This window comes from Enterococcus sp. C102(2024) (assembly GCF_040888205.1).
Classification (GTDB): domain Bacteria; phylum Bacillota; class Bacilli; order Lactobacillales; family Enterococcaceae; genus Enterococcus; species Enterococcus faecalis.
The window spans coordinates 117,752-138,515 of the sequence record NZ_JBFOHH010000005.1 but is presented as its reverse complement, the minus strand read 5'-3'; the positions used below and the strand labels follow the sequence as shown (position 1 = coordinate 138,515).

Sequence of the window (20,764 nt, the reverse complement as noted above, 5' to 3'; positions counted from 1 at the left end):
AACTGTTGTCACCCTTCCAAAAAGAAGATCGCTTGAAGTTCCAAGCGTTTGGCTACTTCTTGGATTTCTGAAATAGTCACGGCATTGATCCGTGCAATCCATTCCTCCGCCGTCAGCATCGTCTGCGGCATTAATTCGTTCAAGTATTCTTTTTCCAGCCACGCGCCTGCATTATCTAACGCTAAGATATACTGATTTTTTAACATTGCTTTCGTTTGTTCAATTTCTAATTCGCTAATCTTACCTAAACGAATATTTTCCAATTCTGTCGAAATCAAACGCAAGACCTGATTCCGATTTTTGCCATCGATCCCTGTTTGAACCGTCATGAAGCCACGGAAGGTGTCGATACTACTAGAAGCATAATACGCTAAATGTTCTTTTTCACGGACATTCATAAATAATTTAGAATGCGGGAAACCGCCAAAAATTCCATTAAACACTTGCAACGCAAAATAATAGCTATCGCCATAATAAATATCCGTGTTGTAAGCCAAGTTTAATTTCGATTGGGCTAACACCTCACGCTCGGTCCGCTCTTCAATCACGTTGCGAATTGGTTGATTGTAGAAAATCGCGGCTTTGCCTTCTTCACGAGGCGTAAACGGTAATTGCTTGAATAACGGCACTAGCTCCGCCTCTTTGACATCACCTAAAACAAAAATATCCACTTGATCTTCCGCCAGCATTTTTTGATAATACGCTGCTAATGATGCCGCTGTTTCCTCAGCTAACGCCGCAACGGTCCCGAAACTAGGGATTTTTTGATCCTCCGATTGATTAAAATAGACACTTTGAAGCGCCAAAGAGGCATAGGTTTGCTTATCCTCCACAATACTTTCCAAGTACGCTTTCAAGTTCTCTTTCTCCCGTTGGAAGGTTTCCGCCTCAAATTGGCCCGCTTGAATATTGGGGGCAAAAATAATTTCCTTCAAAAAGTCCACCGCTTCGGCGAGAACCTGACTATCCTGTAAATAATGATCATTGACAATGTTCATAGAAATATTAAACCAATGTTGATTGCCTTTTTTGGAAACGCCAATCCCAAAGCTGGCGCCGTAAAGTTCCGCCAAACGCTCACTTAACTTGACTTGATTTGGGTAATTCAAGCTGTTGGTTTCCATTAAACTGGACAACAGCGTTCTTTTTGTAATGGTTTCATGATTTAATCGTGTATTAAAGCGGACTAAAAGACGCACCGTTTTATATTTTTCTGTAGGAATGACGTGTAAATTCACGCCTTTAACTAATTGAACAGACATTGCCGCATCGCTCCTTCATTTGCTTCATCTTACCTAAAGAATGCTGTGAAATATATGTATCGCGTAAATTCTAAAGCATTTTTTAATGTTTTTTCCAATAGCTCCATTATAACACAGCTTCAGGTGCTTTCTGAATGATAAGAGTTTTTCAGTTCAAATTTTCAAGAAGATTCGGTATACTGTTTTTAAAGTGAGGAGGGAAAAAAGAATGATTAAAGAATTTAAAGAGTTTATCATGCGCGGAAGTGTCTTAGACCTAGCCGTTGGTGTTGTCATTGGTAGTGCGTTTACAGCGATTGTGACACAAGTGGTGGAAGGCTTGATTACCCCGTTAATTAGTCTGATTTTTGTCTTGACGACTGGGAAAAAGAGTGCCGACGATGCATTGGGTGCCCTTGTTTATAAAGTCGAAGGCGTTGAATTCAATATTGGTAGCGTGATTAGTGCACTTATTACATTTTTAATTACGGCCTTCGTCCTCTTCTTGATTGTCAAAGCGGCCAACAAAATGAAAAACCGTGGCAAAAAAGAAGAAGCGGCAGAAGAAGAAGTGGTACCAACGAGCGAAGATTACTTAAAAGAAATTCGCGACTTATTAGCGGCGCAAACACCGCCTGCTGAAACTGTCAAAACAGACAGCACCTTCACAGAGAAATAAGCAAAAAGTCATCCTGAGGGGATGACTTTTTTGTTTGAGCTTAGATTGATGGTCCTGCGACGAGGTTCCAAGTGATGTTGCCTGTGTAGTTACCGGCTTTGATGTTGTTCGCTGAAGTGGTGATATTTAATGCTGTGTTAAATATTGCAAATTCCCATAAGCCTTGCCCTTTTCCTGTTGTGGCATTCCCAATAAGAACAGCTGCTCCACCTAAAGGCAGCGACCAATTTGTTGCATTAACAACTTCAGGTTTGGCAACTGGATCGGCAAGATTAGCAGATAGAGAATCATACGTTTTAGTTTCCTCATCATAGATTAATGGATACAAACCAATTACACTAGTGATATTACCTGCTAAACTCTCAATGCCGAGCTTCATACCATCCGACTGAGCAGTCAGATGCCAACCTTCTTTGGTTCCTCGTATATCGCCTACACCCACGCTTTCTGTGGGCATATCCCCGACATTCCCACCATCTTTCTTATTGGGAATCGGTTTGGTTAAGTCATCAGAAAGCGATAATTTGCCAAAATCAAATTCTCTGGGAATGTATAATAAGTCAAAATTACTATTTGTAGCATCTGGATCAGGTCTTACAGTATTCGGATCCCCGCCACCATCTGGCAAACTTCCCCCTTCAAAGCCCACCGTTACCGGTGTATTCCCTGTCGTTACCGCCTGAGCCGACAGGGGTGCTAAACTAGCACCAACAACGGCGCTACCAACTAATAAACTTGCAATCATTTTCTTTTTCATATGTACGTCTCCTTTAACTGTTCTGAATTTCCAGAGTGCGCTGATCATTTCTTCTGCGCTTCTGAAGCTATAACCATATTATACAAGAATCTCATTTTCTTGTGATTTTAAATATTTAACAGCTCTGATCAAAAAACGAAATTCCTTTTAAAATCAACGTTTTATCCTTTTTTTAAACCTTTTTTTCAATACTTTTTGATATTTTCGTCTGTTATTTAATGCATTTTTGGGCGAATCCTTTTAATAAACAACGAGAAAACGTCACAAAGTAGAGGTTCACCTCTAACATTGTGACGTTTTCTCCTAAAATCTTATACATTTATTCGCGGTTGCGGCGAAAAAACCGTAAAATTTCATTTAATGACAGCCATTTTTGCATTGGCTAGTCGCCAAGACTTACAACTTGCGGCGGCGAGCGAATTCCACAAACTTAAATTTGTTTAAGCGGTGACGGGATTCCGTATACCCAAAACAGCGGGTATCTTCCAAGTTCATGATACTGCGGACCACGACAACATGATTGCCTTCCACTTCACCAATCAGCTGCTTGTCCATCTCTGTGAGCGGTTCCACGGTAATTTCTTTCTGGGCGTAACTAATCGCCAAGCCAAGGTCGTTTTCCAAATAATCGAAAATCGAATCTTCGGCACGATGCTTCGGCAGTTCTGGGACAATCTCTTTAATCAAGTAATCAATATCTAAAATATCGACTTCCCCTTCAATCTCCCGTTGCCGGACTAAGCGCCAAACAGGGGCCCCTTCCCTCCAGCCAGTCAACTGAGCCAAGTTGCGCTCCACAGGAATTTCTTCTAAGGAAACCACATGGGTATGACTTTCAATATGCTGAGTTTGTTGTAACTCCTTGTAACTGGTCACCCCTGAAATAGGAAAATTAAATTTTTTAAAGTTGAGCACAATCGAGCCTTTGCCTTGTTTTTTCTGAATGTAGCCAGCGTTAATCAGTAAATTCAAGGCTTTCCGAATTGTTTCACGGGAAACATTGTAGGTTTCCACTAATTGATTTTCACTAGGTAATAAATCGCCCGGCTGATACTCACCTTGGACAATTTGTTGTTCTAATTCTAAAAATATGTCATGAAACTTGTTCATGCCGATCCTCCTCTACCAACAATTTCTTTTCTAAAAGCATAGCATATTCCCTCCGAAAAACCTAGAGCTGGTCAGAAAAATCCCCCGCACTTTCTGCCTTGCTTACGCCACAAACTCCCCCAGCCAAACCACTGCTTGACCGCCTTTTTTCGGAACCAGTGTAGTCTGTTGCAGCCACGTTGTAGAAAAGTTTTCCCAAGAATCTAGGGAAAATCCTTGTAATTCTGATTCGTTCATACTATACTGTAGTCAAACGCAACATGTCTATACAAGTTTACAAGGAGGCGCAAACATGACCATTTTAGAATTAACATTCGCAACGAACCAACTAACGACGACTTTTTTTAACCATAAATTGGAACCGCTTCACCAAAAAACGTTCCCTTTTGAAGCTTTGACTATCGAAGAAACGGTTCCTGAACTGTGCCAATTGATTTTGGCAGAGGCTACGCCGATTCTGGGAGGGATTGTGGCTGAGTTCCCAGCGGACTTCTTTTCGCCAGAGGAAACGTTGGCGCTGTTTCCGCAAGCGGTGATTCAAGCATTCGCGGAACAGTTGAACACGCCACTTTTAACGGCAGCCGAACAAGCGGCGGCACCGAATCTGCTAGAAGCATTTGAAGAAAAACGGCAGTATTTGGCTTGGCATTTGGACTATTATGGCTACGTGCCTGGGAAAAATGAATATGCGGTGGAGTCCCTGTTAACTGTCGGCAATGGCTTTTTAGGCTTGCGCGGCACAACACCTGAGATGACGATTTCTGATGATCATTATCCAGCGACCTATATTGCGGGACTTTATAATACAGCGGCTTCGGAAGTTGCGGGTCAAGTAGTGGAAAATGAAGATTTCGTCAATGCTCCTGACAACCAACACATCGCTTTAAAAATTGGCGATGCCACCGACTGGTTAACGATTTCTCCAGACACGCTACAACAATTACATCGTCAATTGAACTTGAAAACGGGGTTGTTTGTCGCAGAAATGATATTGAAAGATGCGGACAATCAGCAAATTAAATTAACCACGAAAAAAATTGCCAATATGGCACAGCCGAATGACTATCATCTGCAATATACGTTTGAGCCGTTAAACTTTTCGGCCCCGATTACTTTGAAAACCGTCACGGATGGCAGTGTCTACAACTACAACGTGGCGCGGTATCGTAACTTAACAGCCAAACATTTTCAGGTGACAGCATTAAGCGCGCAGGAAAACAAAACCGTGATTGAGGTTTGTACCAATCAATCCAACTTGAGTGTCCGAGAAACGGCCTTGATAACCGGTGATTTTTTTGAAAAAGAAGCCATTATGATTCAAGAAGAAGCGGAAAAAATCGCCCAAGTGGTGACCGTGATGGCGCACCAAGGAACGCGTTATACGCTAGAAAAACAAGTATTTGTGCAAGCCAGCCACGCCGAACAAAGTTGGCAGGTACCGTTTACGCCGAAGGACTCTTTTGCGGCCGCCGCTCAGGAAAGCGCCCGCGCTTGGCAAACTCTTTGGCAACAAGCCAACATTACCGTGACAGGCGATTTGATGTCTCAAAAACTTTTACGGATTCACAGTTATCACTTGCTGGCTTCGGCTTCGCCTTTTAGTAACCAAGCCCAAGCATTGGACGTCTCGATTACCGCCCGAGGCTTGCATGGTGAAGCGTATCGTGGACATATTTTCTGGGATGAAATTTTTATTTTACCTTTTTATATTCAACATTATCCTGACACAGCGAAACAATTGTTGCTGTATCGTTACCACCGATTAGAGAAAGCGAAGGAGAATGCGGCGGCCAGCCAGTATCGTGGCGCAATGTATCCGTGGCAATCAGGGCGTGACGGGCGTGAAACCACGCAAAAACTTCACTTAAATCCGTTGAATGGACATTGGGGCGAGGATCATAGTATTTTGCAACGGCATGTGTCCCTAGCGATTGCTTACAATGCTTGGTTGTATTGGCATAGTACACAGGATCATGAATTTATGAAACAATATGGCGGCGAAATGTTGTTAGAAATCGCTCAATTTTGGAACAGCGCTGCGACGTTAGATGACGCAACAGGACGGTTCTTTATTGATAAAGTGATGGGACCTGATGAGTTTCACGAGGGCTATCCAGACCAAGCGGAAAGCGGCTTGAAAAACAACGCCTATACGAATTTGATGGTGGTTTGGCTATTCGAAGAATTAACCAACATTTTGGCACTTTTCTCTGAGGAAGAACAGGCACAACTTTTTGCCAAAACGCAGACCACTTCGGATGATTTAGCCCGCATGCAGCAAATTCAAAATTCACTGGAAATTGAAGTTAATTCTGACGGCATTATTGCGCAATATGAAGGGTATTTCGGCTTAAAAGAGATTGACTGGACAGCGATGAAAGAGAAATACGGCAATATTTACCGCATGGATCGGATTTTAAAAGCCGAAGGAGAATCCCCCGATGATTACAAAGTGGCAAAACAAGCCGACACATTAATGTTGTTCTACAACTTAGACAAAACTCGAGTGGATCAAATTTTAGAAGATTTAGGGTATCAATTGCCTGCGGATTATTTGGAAAAAAATCTTTTGTATTATCTAAAACGGACGTCTCATGGTTCGACTTTGTCACGAATTGTTCATGCCCAATTGGCAGAAATGGCGCAATTCCATGAGCTATCTTGGCAACTTTATCAAGAAGCGTTGTATTCCGATTATCGTGACATTCAAGGTGGCACGACCGCTGAAGGGATTCATACAGGGGTCATGGCTGCGACGATTCACGTTACTTTAGCGACGTATGCAGGCGTTGACACGCGCCAGAAAGAGTTATCAATTTGTCCAAACTTACCTGAACATTGGCAAGCGCTGGCGTTCCAGTTTATTCATCAAGGCGTGACCTATCAATTTTCATTAACACAAACCAGTGTCACGATTACAGCAGATAAAGACACACAATTATTAGTTCAGGGCGCGTTGATTCCGTTAACCGCCGAACGACCAAAAGAAGTACACTATCAATAAAGGAGCGGACCACAATGACGATTGGATTTATTTTTGATTTGGATGGTGTCATTACTGACACCGCCAAATTTCATTATCAAGCTTGGAAAGCGTTGGCCGATTCGCTAGGTATTCCCATTGACGAAACCTTCAACGAAACATTGAAAGGCATTAGTCGGATGGATTCCTTGGACCGCATTTTAGCCCATGGCCACCTTGAAAATGCGTTTACTCCAGCAGAAAAAGAAGCCTTAGCTCAGCAAAAAAATGACCACTACGTTCAATTATTAGAACATTTAACGACAGAAGATGTTTTACCTGGTGTCGTGCCATTGCTACAGCAAGCCCAAGCACGTCACATTCCCTGTGCCGTGGCTTCGGCTTCAAAAAACGCGCCCCTGATTTTGGAAAAATTAGGCGTGCGCGCGTACTTCGCCACAATTGTCGATCCCGACTCGTTAAGCAAAGGCAAACCTGATCCTGAAATCTTTTTAGCCGCCGCTGACAGTATTGGCGTGCTACCGCAAAACGCCATTGGCTTTGAAGATGCACAATCAGGCATTGACGGCTTGAAAGCCGCGGGCATCTATGCCGTCGGCTTGTCGGCCAACCAACCCTTACTCGGAGCCGACATGCAAGTCTCTGAAATGACTGAACTAAGCGTTGATGCACTGCTCAATCGCTAAAGAATGACAAGAACCTTTAGCAGCAGGCACCTCTTTTCATCTACATTGTATCTATGCTAGAATGTAGATGAAAAGAGAGATATGCTTCAACATACCTCTCTAGTGTAGAGCCGTTTAAGACGGTGACCAATTTTTTATTGTCATTTTTAACAGCTTTTAGGATTTCACGGATTAACGCTAAATTTATTCGTACTATTTGGGAAAATGTGCTATAATGAAAACGAAAAGAGAGATATGCGTCAACATACCTCTCTGATGTAGAGCCGTTTAAGACGGTGACCAATTGTATTATTTAAAAATAACCGTACTGGTCAAAGTAGACGGTTATTTTTTCTTGTCATTTTTAAGCAATTTCACAATCAGTGCAATCAAAGCAATGGTAAACATACCAAAACCTAGGATCGTCTGAATTGTCTCATATGCTGACAAAAGGCCTCTCCTTTCTGTAAATTTTGGAAGTACGCTCATACGCACCACCTCACTTTCAGATTAGATAGCCACCGCCATAACTTCTCTACACTTAGATTATACCATGTAAAACTAAAAAATAATTAGTTTCAAATATATTTTTTTAGGGAATTGTGCTATAATAAAAACGAAAAGAGAGATATGCGTCAACATACCTCTCTGATGTAGAGCCGTTTAAGACGGTGACCGATTTTGTTACAAAAAATAACCGTACTCAGTCAAAGTAAACGGTTATTTTTTATTGTCATTTTTAACAGCTTTTTAGTTTCCAAGGACCAATACTTTACTATTAGCAACGAAGTTCACGGTCCTTTGTACTTGTCTCCACGTTCATTTCTTTTGCTTATTGTTTAAATCCTACTAACGGAAAAATGAAATCAACGAATTTTATCCCCGCATAAAAACATAAGGCAAACATCAAAATCTTAATTAAGATTTTGACAATTGGTCGTTCAGTTATCTTTTTCATTTGTATACTCCTTTCCAATATTTTTAAAGCTCCAACCTTTTTAATCTTTTTGACATCTATATTTTATCTAATTATAATAAAACTCACAATAGAGGAAGCATCATTTTTTCATTTCCTTTTTATTCCTTGATTAGTAGTTCAGTTTGTAAACATATCATTCTGACAAAATAGAAAAGGGGGTTGTTATAGTATCGAAACAAAATTATCTACAAAGAAAAAAACACTTCTTTATCTCCTGTTCACTTTTTTGACAGCCCTACCCAGCATAGAAGCATTAACTGGAATGAGCTTAATAGCTATAAAAAATAACGAAAAAGCCTTGATTATCTTTGATAGTGTACTATCTTTAATTATTATTATCGTGCTGTCAGTTTTCTATAAAAAAATAGTAAAGAAAAAAAACAAGCTATCTTTAAAAGTCTATTACTAGCTATTGGCATGTTCTTATTTTCTATTATTCTAAATTTACTTTTCTCACGCATGTCTACTCCAGAAAATCAACATTATATTAATGAAGTCCGAAATGTAGCACCTGTTTTAATGGCCCTTCATACTAGACTCTTTTCACCTATAATAGAAGAACTCTTGACTCGTGGCATTTTTATGAACTTATTTTTTATAAAAAACTCCTCTCGAAGTGTCTTATGTAAAATATTTTTTTCTGGTCTTTTTTTTGGTCTTAGCCATGGACTATTACCATCAATTTCCATGCTTTTTTATTGTGGAATGGACTGGGTTTTAGCCTCTACCTATTATTTCTGTAATAACAATCTCATGTATCCTCTTGCTATTCATTTGCTATTAAATAATTTATAATACACTAAAAAAACCGCCCACATCAGAAAAATGATGTGGGCGGTTTTTTGTAATTATTTATTTTTTGTTTCAAATAACGGACTAACTGGTTTGTTTTCGTGGATACGTTTAATCGCATCTCCGATTAATTCACCAACGCTGACTTCGTCAATTTTTGCAATTTTACGATCATCAGATAGGTAAATAGAGTCTGTTACAACTAAGCGTTCAATTGCTGAATCTTCAATACGTTGTAAGGCTGGTCCTGATAAAACGGGATGTGTACAAGAAGCGTAAACGTCTTTTGCTCCGGCTTCTTTCAATGCGTTTGCAGCAAGAGAAATTGTCCCTGCTGTGTCAATCATGTCATCAATTAAGACACATGTTTTGCCTTCCACATGACCAATGATATTCATTACTTCTGCTACGTTCGCTTTTGGACGACGTTTGTCAATGATCGCAATTGGTGCTTTTAAGAATTCTGCCAATTTACGCGCACGCGTTACACCACCATGGTCAGGGGAAACAACAACGACGTCATCGCCTTGAATGCCGTGTTCGATGAAGTAATCGGCAATTAATGGTGCACCCATCAAATGATCCACTGGAATATCAAAGAATCCTTGAATTTGGACCGCATGTAAGTCCAATGTCAACATTCTTGTTGCACCAGCTTTTTCAATCATGTTTGCAACAAGTTTAGCAGTGATTGGTTCCCGGGCACGTGCTTTACGGTCTTGACGTGCATACCCATAATAAGGCATAACCACGTTAATTGTTTTAGCACTCGCACGTTTTAACGCATCAATCATGATTAATAGTTCCATTAAGTTATCGTTAACAGGGCTACTTGTTGATTGAATGACGTAAACATGTGCACCACGAATACTTTCTTCAATATTCACTTGAATTTCGCCATCACTAAATTGTGTTACAGAGCACTTTCCTAGCTCCACACCCACAGCATCCGCAATTTTTTCTGCTAAGGGACGATTAGAGTTCAAAGAAAAGATTTTCAATCTTGGATCAAAATAATGTTTCGACATTAGAACCTCCACTTTCTATTTCAGCCAATTCGTTAAAACTGAACAATACTTTCCTTCTAAAATAATAGTAGTCCTAGCCAAATAAATCAAGAGATTTTCTGTATTTCATACAAGATATTCATCAAAAGTCGCTTTCTTCTAACTATTTTATCGTATTTGTCTAAAAAATGAGGATTATTTGAATAAAGAAAGGTACTCGCCATAGCCTTCTTTTTCTAAATCTGCCACTGGCACAAATCTCAAAGCTGCCGCATTAATGCAATAACGTAAGCCGCCTTCTTGGAGTGGGCCATCAGTGAAAACATGCCCTAAATGTGAATCCGCTTCTTGACTGCGAACTTCTACTCGGTGCATGCCGTGACTAAAATCAGCTTTTTCTTTGACGCCACGTTTTTCAATTGGTTTGGTAAAGGATGGCCAGCCGCAACCAGCATCGTATTTGTCTAGGGAGCTAAACAACGGTTCGCCACTAACAATGTCTACATAGATTCCGTCTTGGTAAAAGTCATCATATTCTCCTGAAAAAGGGCGTTCTGTTGCGTTTTCTTGTGTGACGGCATATTGAAGATCCGTCAAGGTTTGTTTTAATTCTTCTTCTGTTGGTTTTGTCATTCTGTCCACTCCTTTTCTTCTGTTCAATTTATTGGGTTCAATGATACCACGTTTGCCAAACAGGCACCTAATAGTTTGCATAGTAAAAGACAGTCCTTTCTCTTTTTGACGAATGAAAAGGACTGTCTTATATTAGTTGAATTCTTTTAGTAGTCGGGCTACTTTGGCAATTGGTAAACCCATAATGGCGTAATAATCGCCGGCGATTGCTTCAATTAGTAATGCCCCTTGTCCTTGGATACCATAAGCGCCTGCTTTGTCGGCATATTCTGCGGTATCTAAGTAAGCATGGATTTCCGTGTCTGTCAGTGGATAAAACGTCACGGTTGAATGAACTGTCGCGGAGCGCTCTTTTTCCCCTTGTTTCAACGTCACACTTGTATACACGTCATGTGTTTTGCCACTTAGGAGGCGCAACATGCGATAGCCGTCTTCCCGAGAAGTCGGTTTACCGAGGATTTCTCCCGCCAATGCCACAATTGTATCGCAGCCAATGACTAGTGCTTCGGGGGATTGCTCTGCTATAGCCGCTGCTTTTTGGGCAGCCATTTGCGCCACATATTCTGCTGGTAAGCCGTCTTTGCCAACAGTTTCATCGATGTCGGCTGGTGCAATCGTAAAAGTTGGAACCACACGCTTTAATAACTCCTGACGGCGAGGAGATTGGGATGCTAAAATAATTTGCATAAATTGATGACGCCTCGTTTCTTTTTAATGGGGGTCTTGAATGCGTTTAAACATTCGTTCCATATCTGAATTCGTAAAATGAATCAGCACCGGACGTCCATGCGGACAATTAAACGGATTTTCGCACAAGGCTAAATCTTTTAATAGCACGCGTGCTTGTTGCTCATTGAGGTAATGATTGGCTTTGATGGATCGCTTACAGCTCATCATAATGGCAGTTGCTTCACGGAATTTTTTCACGCTGACCGAGCCAGTTGTTAGCAACATGTCAATCATCTCGCGAACAATGCTTTCCTCTTCGCCTGCAGGATACCAAGTTGGGTGCGCCCGCACAATGAAACTATTTTGTCCAAAGTCTTCCAAATGGATGCCGACTTCCGCAAGGGTTTCTTTCTGCTCTTTAATTTTCAAGGCATCGCTATTTGGATAATCAATAACGATTGGTACCAATAGCTCTTGTAAATCGTCACTGACTTCGCCAATTTTTTCACGGAAATACTCGTATTTAATTCGTTCTTGGGCAGCGTGTTGGTCGATAATAAACAGGCCATCTTTGCTTTGTGCGAATAAATAAGTTCCGTGCATTTGACCGAAGTATTCTAGCTCAGGAAAACGTTCTGTCGGTCGTTCTTCTTCCAACTTGTTCAAGGCTTGTTTCAGTTCTCTTTGACTCGCAGCGCTATTGGCATCGAATTCCGGGTGAAGTTTCATTTCTTCTTGGAAAACCTCGTCAGCAGCCTCTGATGAACGCAGAGAAGGTTCTGAATCAGATACTTCAGTTATTTTCGTTTCTTCGGCTATTACCTGTTGCTCATTACTAGCTGTTTCCCACTGATTTGCGGAATCAACATCTGCCGAAGAGGTTTCGTAAGCTGACGTTTCTTCTGCTATACTCGTTGATTCTGGCACTGGCGGCGCAAATGGATCGTCCATTGGGTCCACTGCTCTTTCTGTCTGGTTGACAGCTTCAGGGGCGCTTGAGGCTGGTGTTTCGTCTGTCGCATGTTCCGCATAGAAGCGACCCGTTGCGGGATTATAGCTTAAGCTGCCCGGTCGTTGTTTTACCGCAGGTTGTTCAGTCGATAAAGGAATTTCCATTTGTTCGGCTTTAGGTTCTGGCGGTAGTTTCTTTTTAAAACGCAAATTGTCTGCCGCATTGGGAATCAACTGTTCTTGGCTCAACACTTCTTGAATCGCCTGTTCAATTAATGCCATTAAATCTTTTTCTTTACTTAAACGAACTTCTTGCTTAGTAGGATGGACATTGACATCAACTAACAGCGGATCCATTTCAATTTCTAACACAGCAATTGGAAAACGCCCCACCATTAGTTTCGAACCATAGCCGGCTACAATTGCTTTATTTAACGCGAAATTTTTAATATAACGACCATTGATAATCGTTGATAAATAGTTACGGCTGGCCCGTGTGACTTCTGGCAATGAAACATACCCTGTCAAAGTAAAATCAAGGTCTTTTCCTTCAATTTTCAACATTTTCTTTGCGGTGCTAATGCCATAAATCCCCGCAATCGTTTGTTTTAAATCACCATTGCCTGTTGTACTCATCATTTTGTGGCCATCATGAACTAAGCGAAAAGCAACTTTAGGGTGACTTAACGCCAGACGATTGACAATGTCACCGATATTGGCCAATTCCGTTTGGATCGTTTTGACGTATTTCAAACGAGCGGGCGTATTATAAAATAAATTAGAAACGGTCATTTTTGTGCCTTTACGGAGGGCTGCTGGTCGGTTTTCTTCGACCTTGCCCCCTTTTAGAATCACATAGCTGCCTTCTTCTTCCTCAGCTGTGGCAGTTTCGACAATCATTTCAGAAACTGAGGCAATACTTGGTAAGGCTTCGCCTCGGAACCCCAAGCTGCGAATTCGGAACAAATCATCTCTTGTATGAATTTTGCTTGTGGCATGGCGTTTGAAGGCATTCAGTACATCTTCTTTGGCAATTCCTTCACCATTATCAATAATTTGAATGGTTTTCAAGCCAGCTTCTTCAATAAAAATATCAATTTGGGTGCTTCCTGCATCCAATGCATTTTCCACCAATTCTTTGACGACAGAAGCGGGACGTTCAACAACTTCACCAGCAGCAATCTGGTTGGCTAGTTGTTCGGATAGTTCTTGAATTTTCCCCATTTCACGACCTCCTAACCGGTTCGGTTCCTAATTAGATACGTTTTTGCAATTGATGAAGCATGTTTAACGCATCTAGTGGTGTCATTTCTAATAGATTCATTTTCTTCAATGTGTCAATGACACTTAATTCTTCTGTTGAAACTTCTTTAAATAATGAAAGTTGCTCGGTTTCTTCATGGACTTCTGAAACTTCTTCATGATGAACTGAACTTGGAATCGTTGTTTCTTCCGCTTCTAAAGCGGATAAAATGGTGGCTGCTCGTTCTAAAAGCGGGCTTGGTAAACCAGCGATTTTAGCAACATGTATCCCATAGCTCTTATCAGCAGGTCCTTCCATCATTTTATGAAGAAAGACCACTTCGCCATCTTTTTCGACAGCGCCCACGTGAATATTCTTCAAGCCTTTTAAGGTTTCATCTAGAACAGTTAGTTCATGATAATGTGTAGAGAATAGCGTTTTGGCTTGTACTTCACGATGGATATATTCAATGATGGCTTGCGCTAGCGCCATCCCATCATAGGTTGCTGTGCCGCGTCCTAATTCATCAAATAAAATTAGGCTGTTAGGCGTGGCGTGCCGCAGTGCTTGGTTGGCTTCCATCATTTCTACCATAAAGGTACTTTGCCCTGCAATTAGATCATCAGAGGCCCCAATCCGTGTAAAAATTTGATCGAAAATTGGCATTTCAGCACTTTCCGCTGGTACAAAACAGCCAATTTGCGCCATGACCACCGTCAAAGCCAATTGACGCATGTAGGTACTTTTCCCTGACATGTTTGGTCCAGTAATCAAGAGAATATCTGTTTCTGGGTTCATGCGGATACTGTTTGGAATGTATTCTTGGTGCCCTAAAACTTTTTCCACGACTGGGTGTCGTCCTTCGACAATCGCCAAATTTTTCGTGTTACTTCTTAACGTTGGTCGAACGTATTGATACCGTTCACTAATTGTTGCAAAAGATTGTAAAACATCAACCGCACTAATGGTTTTAGCCAGTGTTTGCAATCGATCAATATTCGTTTTTACTTGTTCTCTCACGGCCAAGAACAATTGATATTCTAGTTCAACTGATTTTTCTTCAGCTTCTAAGATTAAACGCTCTAGTTCTTTTAGTTCGGGCGTAATAAAGCGCTCCGCATTAGCTAATGTTTGCTTACGCTCGTATTTTCCTTCTTCTAAATTCGCTAAATTTGACTTAGTGATTTCAATGAAATAACCAAAGACACGATTGTAGCCAATCTTCAAGTTTTTAATCCCTGTTTCTTGGCGTTCTTTCGCTTCTAACTCCGCTAACCATTGCTTACCATTGCGCATGGCATCACGGTATTCATCTAATTGGTCGTTATAGCCGTCTTTAATAACATTTCCTTCAGTAATTTGTAAAGGGGCTTCTTCATTAATCGCCGTCGCAATCAATGCCACTAAATCTTCAACGGGGTTTAAGTCGACTAACAAATCATCCCATTCCCCTTGATTGATCCCGACAATTAACTGTCGAATCGTTGGTACTTGTTCTAAAGAGGTCCGTAATTGAATTAAATCACGCCCATTCACACTGCCGAATGCCACGCGTCCTGCTAACCGCTCTAAATCATAAACGTTCGTCAATGCTGCTTGCAAATCTAAGCGTTCAAAATAGGCATTTAATAAGGATTGCACCATTTCTTGACGCGCCTTAATTTGACGTTCCTGAATTAGCGGACGATCCAACCATTGTTTTAATAAACGGCCGCCCATAGCTGTTTTCGTTTCATCTAATAGCCACAAAAGAGTCCCTTTTTTCTGTCCTGTTCGAATCGACTGACTCAATTCTAAATTGAATTTAGAATAATGATCCATTTTCAAGAAATGATCTGGCTGATATTCCACAGCTTTCTGAATATGGGACAAGCTCCGCTTTTGGGTAACGGATAAATAAGATAATAATTTGCCTGTAATTTCAATTTCTAATGGATTAATCAGTTCATTGGTTAAAAAACTAAACTCGGCATTTTCTTCCACCGTTTCTTGTGTCGAAAAGATAATATTTAAACGTAAACTTAAGTTCTCTTTTAACGATTCAGGAATCCCTGAACCTAGGACCATTTCTTTTGTTTGCAACGCAGAAGCTTCGTTTAAAACGCCCTCTTCATCAGCCAAGACTGCTGTTTTTAATTCGCCTGTACTCAAATCTACATAGGCAAAACCAAACTGATTACCATCTGTTAGCACAGCAGTTAAGTAATTATTGTCTTTGGCTTCCAAGCCTTTACTATTCATCACCGTTCCTGGCGTTACCAACTGGACCACTTCTCGTTTGACCATGCCCTTGGTAGTCTTTGGATCTTCCACTTGCTCACAAATCGCTACTTTATAGCCTTGCTCAATCAACGTATCAATGTAGCCTTGCGCGGCATGATAAGGAACGCCACACATAGGAATCGGATCATCCGCATTGCGGTTACGACTGGTTAACGTCAATTCTAAGATTTGCGCTGCATTGATAGCATCTTCATAAAATAATTCATAAAAATCACCTAAGCGATAAAATAAAAACGCATCCTTGTATTGGGCCTTAATGGACAAATATTGTTCCATCATGGGTGTATTTTTTGTCTTTTGTGGCATTTAATTCCCTTCCTTCTCTAGCTCTTCGTTCACGCGGTATTGAATGAGCGCCGTGACATGTTGGACTAAGTCATTGGCTTCGATCAGTTGTTCGCGGTAGGCTACAACGAGTGGGTGCTCATCAAATTCTTTTGTTTTCGCATCAGCTCGTTGAATGGCTTCTTTTTCAGCAGTTGGTTTGCCATAGTGAGCAAATTGAACCGCATCTTTTTGCGCAGCTTTAATTTCTTCCACTAATTCTGTCAGCTTTTTGTTTTTCTTTACCTTTTCTTCAATCGCTTGGTAGCGCTGAATGACTTCATCTTGTCCAATTAAATGTAACAATTTTTCTAATTCTTTATTACTTTGTGCATCTAAATTCAACGGCTCCATTTTTTTCACCTTCATCTTTCACCGGCACTTTTTCTATAAGAGCAGAAAAAGTTAACCTCTTAATGATCCGAGATTAACTTTTCTTCTATTATTCTTGAAACGGGCGATCTTCGCTAATCTGAATCGGCTCAATCATCTTCGCTTGGCCCGTTTGGTCATCAATCTCTAAAATACAGGCAGATAAAATTGTCCGCCCTGTTTCGACTACCTCAAAGCGCTTCGGCAATGCTGTCATAAACTTCTCAATAATCGGTTCACGCTTCATTCCTAGAATCCCATCATAAGGTCCGGTCATACCGACATCACTTAAGAAGGCTGTCCCTTTCGGTAAAATCCGAGCATCATTTGTTTGAACATGCGTATGTGTTCCAACAACGGCTGAAACTTGGCCATCTAAAAACCAGCTCATGGCTTGTTTTTCACTCGTCGTTTCGCCATGAAAATCCACAAAAATGAGCGGTGTCCGTTTGCGAGCGATAGCCACTAGCTCGGCGGCTTTCTTGAAAGGATCTTCCAATGGCACCATAAATGTGCGGGCCTGTAAATTAATCACCGCTAGTTCCAATTGATTGACTTTCACAAAAACCATTCCTTGACCAGGCACATCTTCTGGAAAGTTCGCTGGACGAACCATTTTCTTCGCATCATCAATGAATTCAAAGATATCCTTGTTGTCCCACGTATGGTTACCCATCGTAACAACATCGACACCATCTTGCAAAAATTTCTTATAAATCTTGCCAGTAATTCCCCGACCAGATGCCGCATTTTCACCATTGGCAATGGTCACTTGTGGACGATATTTTTTCTTTAATTTAGGGACATACGTTGCTAGGGCTTCTCTTCCTAAAGAACCGACAACATCTCCTATAAATAATATACGCAAAAAGGTTCCTCTTCTCTTTTTAACATCTCTTGTTTATTATAGTTGTTTTCGCTTTGAAAAGAAAGTTTTGGTTTTAAAAGATTAAAAAAAGTGTCTCAACGAACAATCCTTGCAATTGTTCGTTGAGACACTACACGCGATACTTATTCGCTTTTTATTTTATTTCGCATAGTCAACGGCACGTGTTTCACGGATAACCGTTACTTTGATATGTCCTGGATAATCCAAGTCATCTTCAATTTTCTTCCGAATGTCTCGAACTAAACGAACAGATTCTAAATCAGAAATTTCTTCTGGTTTCACCATGACACGAACTTCACGTCCTGCTTGAACAGCAAAACTTGAATCAACGCCTTCAAAACTATTAGAAATATTTTCTAAGTTTTCTAAGCGGCGAATGTAGTTTTCTAACGATTCACTACGTGCACCTGGACGCGCTGCAGATAACGCATCTGCGGCTGCCACTAAAACAGAAATAACTGAGGTTGCTTCCACATCACCATGATGCGAGGCAATGGCATTAATAACTACTGAATTTTCTTTATATTTCGCAGCTAATTCTGCGCCAATCTCAACGTGAGAACCTTCAATTTCATGATCCAATGCTTTCCCAATATCATGTAGTAAACCTGCACGTTTGGCTAATTGAACATCTTCGCCTAATTCGGCGGCTAAAACGCCAGCCAGTTTTGCTACTTCGATTGAGTGGTTCAAGACATTTTGACCATAACTTGTTCTGAAACGTAAACGGCCTAAAATTTTAATTAAATCAGGATGTAACGTATGAGCACCTACTTCAAAGGCTGCTTGTTCTCCGTATTCACGAATCCGTTCATCCATTTCTTTACGTGATTTTTCTACCATTTCTTCGATACGAGCGGGATGAATTCGACCATCTTGGATTAATTTTTCCAAGGTCATTCGAGCGATTTCTCGTCTGATTGGATCAAATCCGGATAACACAACCGCTTCTGGCGTATCATCAATGATTAAGTCAATCCCTGTTAATGTTTCCAATGTACGAATATTACGTCCTTCACGACCAATAATGCGACCTTTCATCTCATCATTTGGTAAAGTGACCACGGAAACAGTTGTTTCAGAAACAGAATCGGCGGCGCAACGTTGAATTGCTAGGGAAAGCAAGTTCTTCGCTTTGCGATCAGATTCTTCTTTGGCACGTTGTTCTGACTCCTTGACCATCAAGGTTAGTTCATGATTCAACTCTTCTTCTGTTGACTTCATAATAATCGATTTTGCTTCTTCTTTTGAAAGGGAAGCAATTCGTTCTAATTCTTGATGTTGCTGATTAATTAAGTTTTCTACTTCTTTTTCTCGCTCATCAATTAATTGCTGTCTAGCACCAAGTTTCTCTTCTTTTTCTTCCAGTGAGCCTTCACGTTTTTCAAGAGAGTCATCTTTACGATCCAACGTTTGTTCCCGTTGAATTAAACGATTTTCTTGAGATTTAAGTTCTAATCTGCTTTCTTTCAACTCACTTTCAATTTCTGAACGATACTTCTGGTTCTCTTCCTTAGCTTCTAGCAATGCTTCTTTTTTCAGTGTTTCTGATTCTTTCCGAGCGTTCTCGAGAATACTCGACGCTGAAATTTTTGCACCATTTATTGCTTTATCATGACGTGACTTTGCAATAACAAATCCTAAACCAAGACCGACAATCAAACCGACGATAGCGAGGAGAATATTTAAAACCATATTTCCACCTCCATACTATCTTTTTGTTAATTCATATCTTGTAGTTTTTTGATAAACTAAAATCAATTATCAATATGCCTACTTGCATATTTGTGCATACACACAATTTTATTCTAATGTTTGTCGCGAAAGGTGTCAACTTAAAAAAGCCCTTTCTTTTGGAAAGGGCAGCAAATATTAGACAACGTCACATTTTTAGGTTTCCGCCGTCACGAATTGTTTAAATTTTAGAACAAACGCCGCATAGTCTGCTGTTTGACTAAGCTGCTTGATGTGGATGGGTTCGGACATGGACAACAGTCTATTTAACAATTTAGTTCTAAACAAAAAAAGACAACACCTGTCCTGTTCAGTAAGTGTTGTCTTTCTTCTTAACGAGTCGTATTCACTCGTTATTTATTCGTCTAAGGGTAATTCTTCTTGACCTTCTGCTTCTTCTGTAATGGTTGAACCGTCACCGATGCCGTATGCATCACGGACCAATTTAGACACTTCTGCCATCATTTCAGGATGATCCGCCATGTATTGTTTGGCATTTTCACGGCCTTGGCCAATTCGTTCTTCTTTGTAGCCATACCAAGCACCACTTTTACTGATAAGGTCTTTTTCCACAGCCATATCTAGTAATTCGCCTTCTTGGGAAATCCCTTGGCCATACATGATATCAACTTCTGCCACTTTAAATGGTGGCGCCACTTTGTTTTTAACGACTTTAATTTTTGTGCGGTTACCGACGATGTCTGTTCCTTGTTTTAACTGTTCTGCACGACGGACTTCTAGACGAACCGTTGCGTAGAATTTCAATGCACGTCCACCAGGAGTTGTTTCAGGATTTCCGAACATCACGCCAACTTTTTCACGAATTTGGTTAATGAAAATAGCAATTGTTTTTGTCTTATTAATTGAGCCTGATAATTTACGTAGTGCTTGAGACATTAGTCGAGCTTGTAAGCCGACATGGCTCGCTCCCATCTCACCATCAATCTCTGCACGAGGAACTAACGCAGCAACCGAGTCGATGACAACGATGTCAATCGCACCACTTGAAACTAAGGCATCGGCAATCTCTAAGCCTTGCTCACCCGTATCTGGTTGAGATAAAAGTAATTCATCAATGTTAACGCCTAGTTTCTCCGCATATTGAGGATCCAATGCATGCTCAGCATCGATAAAAGCGGCTGTTCCACCATTTCGTTGCACTTCTGCAATTGCGTGTAAAGAAACAGTTGTTTTACCTGAACTCTCAGGACCATATACTTCAATAATTCGGCCACGTGGATACCCACCTACGCCCAATGCAACATCTAACGCTAAAGAACCACTAGGGATAGTTGAAATTTTTTGATCAGCTTTTTCGCCTAATTTCATAATAGAGCCTTTCCCAAAGTTCTTTTCAATTTTTTTCAGTGCGGCATCTAAAGCCACTTTACGATCATCTGCCAATGGATAATCCTCCTTTAATTTATATAAACTTATTTTTCATTTCCTGTTA

At 40.7% G+C, this 20,764-nt stretch carries 19 protein-coding genes; 4 read left to right on the top strand and 15 right to left on the bottom strand.

Annotation, left to right across the window (positions count from 1 at the left end):
- Positions 1–8: 8 nt before the first annotated feature.
- On the bottom strand, positions 9–1,262 hold the full coding sequence (locus AB3I34_RS10875) for a pitrilysin family protein (RefSeq protein WP_002415632.1): 1,254 nt from the start codon (positions 1,260–1,262) through the stop codon (positions 9–11).
- A 208-nt stretch (positions 1,263–1,470) separates the two neighbouring features.
- On the opposite strand from AB3I34_RS10875, the gene mscL reads away from it, so the two are divergent.
- Complete coding sequence (mscL, locus tag AB3I34_RS10870) at positions 1,471–1,920, top strand: large conductance mechanosensitive channel protein MscL (RefSeq protein WP_002354883.1); 450 nt, start codon at positions 1,471–1,473, stop codon at positions 1,918–1,920.
- 40 nt (positions 1,921–1,960) lie between these two features.
- Here the strand turns inward: mscL and AB3I34_RS10865 are convergent, their stop codons facing one another.
- From AB3I34_RS10865 to AB3I34_RS10855, 3 genes are all read right to left on the bottom strand, one after another.
- The gene (locus AB3I34_RS10865) at positions 1,961–2,677 is read right to left on the bottom strand and encodes a WxL domain-containing protein (RefSeq protein WP_010712899.1); all 717 of its coding nucleotides are present in this window, start codon (positions 2,675–2,677) and stop codon (positions 1,961–1,963) included.
- Between the two features lie 396 nt (positions 2,678–3,073).
- Positions 3,074–3,787, bottom strand: a complete 714-nt coding sequence (treR, locus tag AB3I34_RS10860) for a trehalose operon repressor (protein WP_002415630.1) — start codon at positions 3,785–3,787, stop codon at positions 3,074–3,076.
- Positions 3,788–3,889: 102 nt separating this feature from the next.
- Positions 3,890–4,024 carry a hypothetical protein gene (locus tag AB3I34_RS10855; protein ID WP_002415629.1) on the bottom strand — a complete coding sequence of 45 codons (135 nt, stop codon included), beginning with the start codon at positions 4,022–4,024 and terminating at the stop codon, positions 3,890–3,892.
- Positions 4,025–4,079: 55 nt separating this feature from the next.
- Here AB3I34_RS10855 and AB3I34_RS10850 point away from each other — a divergent pair, with 55 nt between their 5' ends.
- A complete protein-coding gene (locus AB3I34_RS10850) occupies positions 4,080–6,791 on the top strand; it encodes a glycoside hydrolase family 65 protein (protein ID WP_010712900.1) in 2,712 nt (903 codons plus the stop codon).
- 14 nt (positions 6,792–6,805) lie between these two features.
- Positions 6,806–7,456 (top strand): beta-phosphoglucomutase, encoded by a 651-nt coding sequence (gene pgmB / locus AB3I34_RS10845; protein ID WP_002415627.1) that lies wholly within the window; start codon positions 6,806–6,808, stop codon positions 7,454–7,456.
- Positions 7,457–7,780: 324 nt separating this feature from the next.
- Here the strand turns inward: pgmB and pepG1 are convergent, their stop codons facing one another.
- Both pepG1 and AB3I34_RS10835 read right to left on the bottom strand, forming a co-directional pair.
- The gene (gene pepG1 / locus AB3I34_RS10840) at positions 7,781–7,924 is read right to left on the bottom strand and encodes a type I toxin-antitoxin system toxin PepG1 (RefSeq protein WP_002367458.1); all 144 of its coding nucleotides are present in this window, start codon (positions 7,922–7,924) and stop codon (positions 7,781–7,783) included.
- A gap of 343 nt (positions 7,925–8,267) precedes the next feature.
- Positions 8,268–8,393 carry a hypothetical protein gene (locus tag AB3I34_RS10835; protein ID WP_002383214.1) on the bottom strand — a complete coding sequence of 42 codons (126 nt, stop codon included), beginning with the start codon at positions 8,391–8,393 and terminating at the stop codon, positions 8,268–8,270.
- A gap of 438 nt (positions 8,394–8,831) precedes the next feature.
- Between AB3I34_RS10835 and AB3I34_RS10830 the strand changes: the two genes are divergently transcribed.
- Positions 8,832–9,209 (top strand): CPBP family intramembrane glutamic endopeptidase, encoded by a 378-nt coding sequence (locus tag AB3I34_RS10830; protein WP_368027847.1) that lies wholly within the window; start codon positions 8,832–8,834, stop codon positions 9,207–9,209.
- 53 nt (positions 9,210–9,262) lie between these two features.
- Here the strand turns inward: AB3I34_RS10830 and AB3I34_RS10825 are convergent, their stop codons facing one another.
- The 9 genes from AB3I34_RS10825 to recA form a co-directional block, all read right to left on the bottom strand.
- Positions 9,263–10,234 (bottom strand): ribose-phosphate diphosphokinase, encoded by a 972-nt coding sequence (locus tag AB3I34_RS10825; protein WP_002381060.1) that lies wholly within the window; start codon positions 10,232–10,234, stop codon positions 9,263–9,265.
- A gap of 174 nt (positions 10,235–10,408) precedes the next feature.
- Entirely contained in the window at positions 10,409–10,846 is a 438-nt protein-coding gene (gene msrB, locus AB3I34_RS10820) for a peptide-methionine (R)-S-oxide reductase MsrB (RefSeq protein WP_002354871.1), read from the bottom strand.
- Between the two features lie 132 nt (positions 10,847–10,978).
- On the bottom strand, positions 10,979–11,533 hold the full coding sequence (locus AB3I34_RS10815) for a nucleoside triphosphate pyrophosphatase (protein WP_002354869.1): 555 nt from the start codon (positions 11,531–11,533) through the stop codon (positions 10,979–10,981).
- 24 nt (positions 11,534–11,557) lie between these two features.
- Entirely contained in the window at positions 11,558–13,690 is a 2,133-nt protein-coding gene (gene mutL, locus AB3I34_RS10810) for a DNA mismatch repair endonuclease MutL (protein WP_002415625.1), read from the bottom strand.
- A 31-nt stretch (positions 13,691–13,721) separates the two neighbouring features.
- Positions 13,722–16,298 carry a DNA mismatch repair protein MutS gene (gene mutS / locus AB3I34_RS10805; protein WP_002354867.1) on the bottom strand — a complete coding sequence of 859 codons (2,577 nt, stop codon included), beginning with the start codon at positions 16,296–16,298 and terminating at the stop codon, positions 13,722–13,724.
- Positions 16,299–16,685, bottom strand: a complete 387-nt coding sequence (locus AB3I34_RS10800) for a RicAFT regulatory complex protein RicA family protein (RefSeq protein WP_002359008.1) — start codon at positions 16,683–16,685, stop codon at positions 16,299–16,301.
- A 73-nt stretch (positions 16,686–16,758) separates the two neighbouring features.
- On the bottom strand, positions 16,759–17,556 hold the full coding sequence (locus tag AB3I34_RS10795; RefSeq protein ID WP_002354864.1) for a TIGR00282 family metallophosphoesterase: 798 nt from the start codon (positions 17,554–17,556) through the stop codon (positions 16,759–16,761).
- Positions 17,557–17,715: 159 nt separating this feature from the next.
- Positions 17,716–19,272 carry a ribonuclease Y gene (gene rny / locus AB3I34_RS10790; protein WP_002354863.1) on the bottom strand — a complete coding sequence of 519 codons (1,557 nt, stop codon included), beginning with the start codon at positions 19,270–19,272 and terminating at the stop codon, positions 17,716–17,718.
- A gap of 396 nt (positions 19,273–19,668) precedes the next feature.
- Positions 19,669–20,715, bottom strand: a complete 1,047-nt coding sequence (gene recA, locus AB3I34_RS10785; RefSeq protein WP_002354860.1) for a recombinase RecA — start codon at positions 20,713–20,715, stop codon at positions 19,669–19,671.
- Positions 20,716–20,764: the final 49 nt, after the last annotated feature.

Bases quoted from the DNA above. Each gene is read 5' to 3' on its own strand.
- AB3I34_RS10875 (WP_002415632.1), bottom strand. From the start codon at position 1,262: ATGTCTGTTCAATTAGTTAAAGGCGTGAATTTACACGTCATTCCTACA.
- mscL (WP_002354883.1), top strand. From the start codon at position 1,471: ATGATTAAAGAATTTAAAGAGTTTATCATGCGCGGAAGTGTCTTAGAC.
- AB3I34_RS10865 (WP_010712899.1), bottom strand. From the start codon at position 2,677: ATGAAAAAGAAAATGATTGCAAGTTTATTAGTTGGTAGCGCCGTTGTT.
- treR (WP_002415630.1), bottom strand. From the start codon at position 3,787: ATGAACAAGTTTCATGACATATTTTTAGAATTAGAACAACAAATTGTC.
- AB3I34_RS10855 (WP_002415629.1), bottom strand. From the start codon at position 4,024: ATGAACGAATCAGAATTACAAGGATTTTCCCTAGATTCTTGGGAAAAC.
- AB3I34_RS10850 (WP_010712900.1), top strand. From the start codon at position 4,080: ATGACCATTTTAGAATTAACATTCGCAACGAACCAACTAACGACGACT.
- pgmB (WP_002415627.1), top strand. From the start codon at position 6,806: ATGACGATTGGATTTATTTTTGATTTGGATGGTGTCATTACTGACACC.
- pepG1 (WP_002367458.1), bottom strand. From the start codon at position 7,924: ATGAGCGTACTTCCAAAATTTACAGAAAGGAGAGGCCTTTTGTCAGCA.
- AB3I34_RS10835 (WP_002383214.1), bottom strand. From the start codon at position 8,393: ATGAAAAAGATAACTGAACGACCAATTGTCAAAATCTTAATTAAGATT.
- AB3I34_RS10830 (WP_368027847.1), top strand. From the start codon at position 8,832: ATGTTCTTATTTTCTATTATTCTAAATTTACTTTTCTCACGCATGTCT.
- AB3I34_RS10825 (WP_002381060.1), bottom strand. From the start codon at position 10,234: ATGTCGAAACATTATTTTGATCCAAGATTGAAAATCTTTTCTTTGAAC.
- msrB (WP_002354871.1), bottom strand. From the start codon at position 10,846: ATGACAAAACCAACAGAAGAAGAATTAAAACAAACCTTGACGGATCTT.
- AB3I34_RS10815 (WP_002354869.1), bottom strand. From the start codon at position 11,533: ATGCAAATTATTTTAGCATCCCAATCTCCTCGCCGTCAGGAGTTATTA.
- mutL (WP_002415625.1), bottom strand. From the start codon at position 13,690: ATGGGGAAAATTCAAGAACTATCCGAACAACTAGCCAACCAGATTGCT.
- mutS (WP_002354867.1), bottom strand. From the start codon at position 16,298: ATGCCACAAAAGACAAAAAATACACCCATGATGGAACAATATTTGTCC.
- AB3I34_RS10800 (WP_002359008.1), bottom strand. From the start codon at position 16,685: ATGAAGGTGAAAAAAATGGAGCCGTTGAATTTAGATGCACAAAGTAAT.
- rny (WP_002354863.1), bottom strand. From the start codon at position 19,272: ATGGTTTTAAATATTCTCCTCGCTATCGTCGGTTTGATTGTCGGTCTT.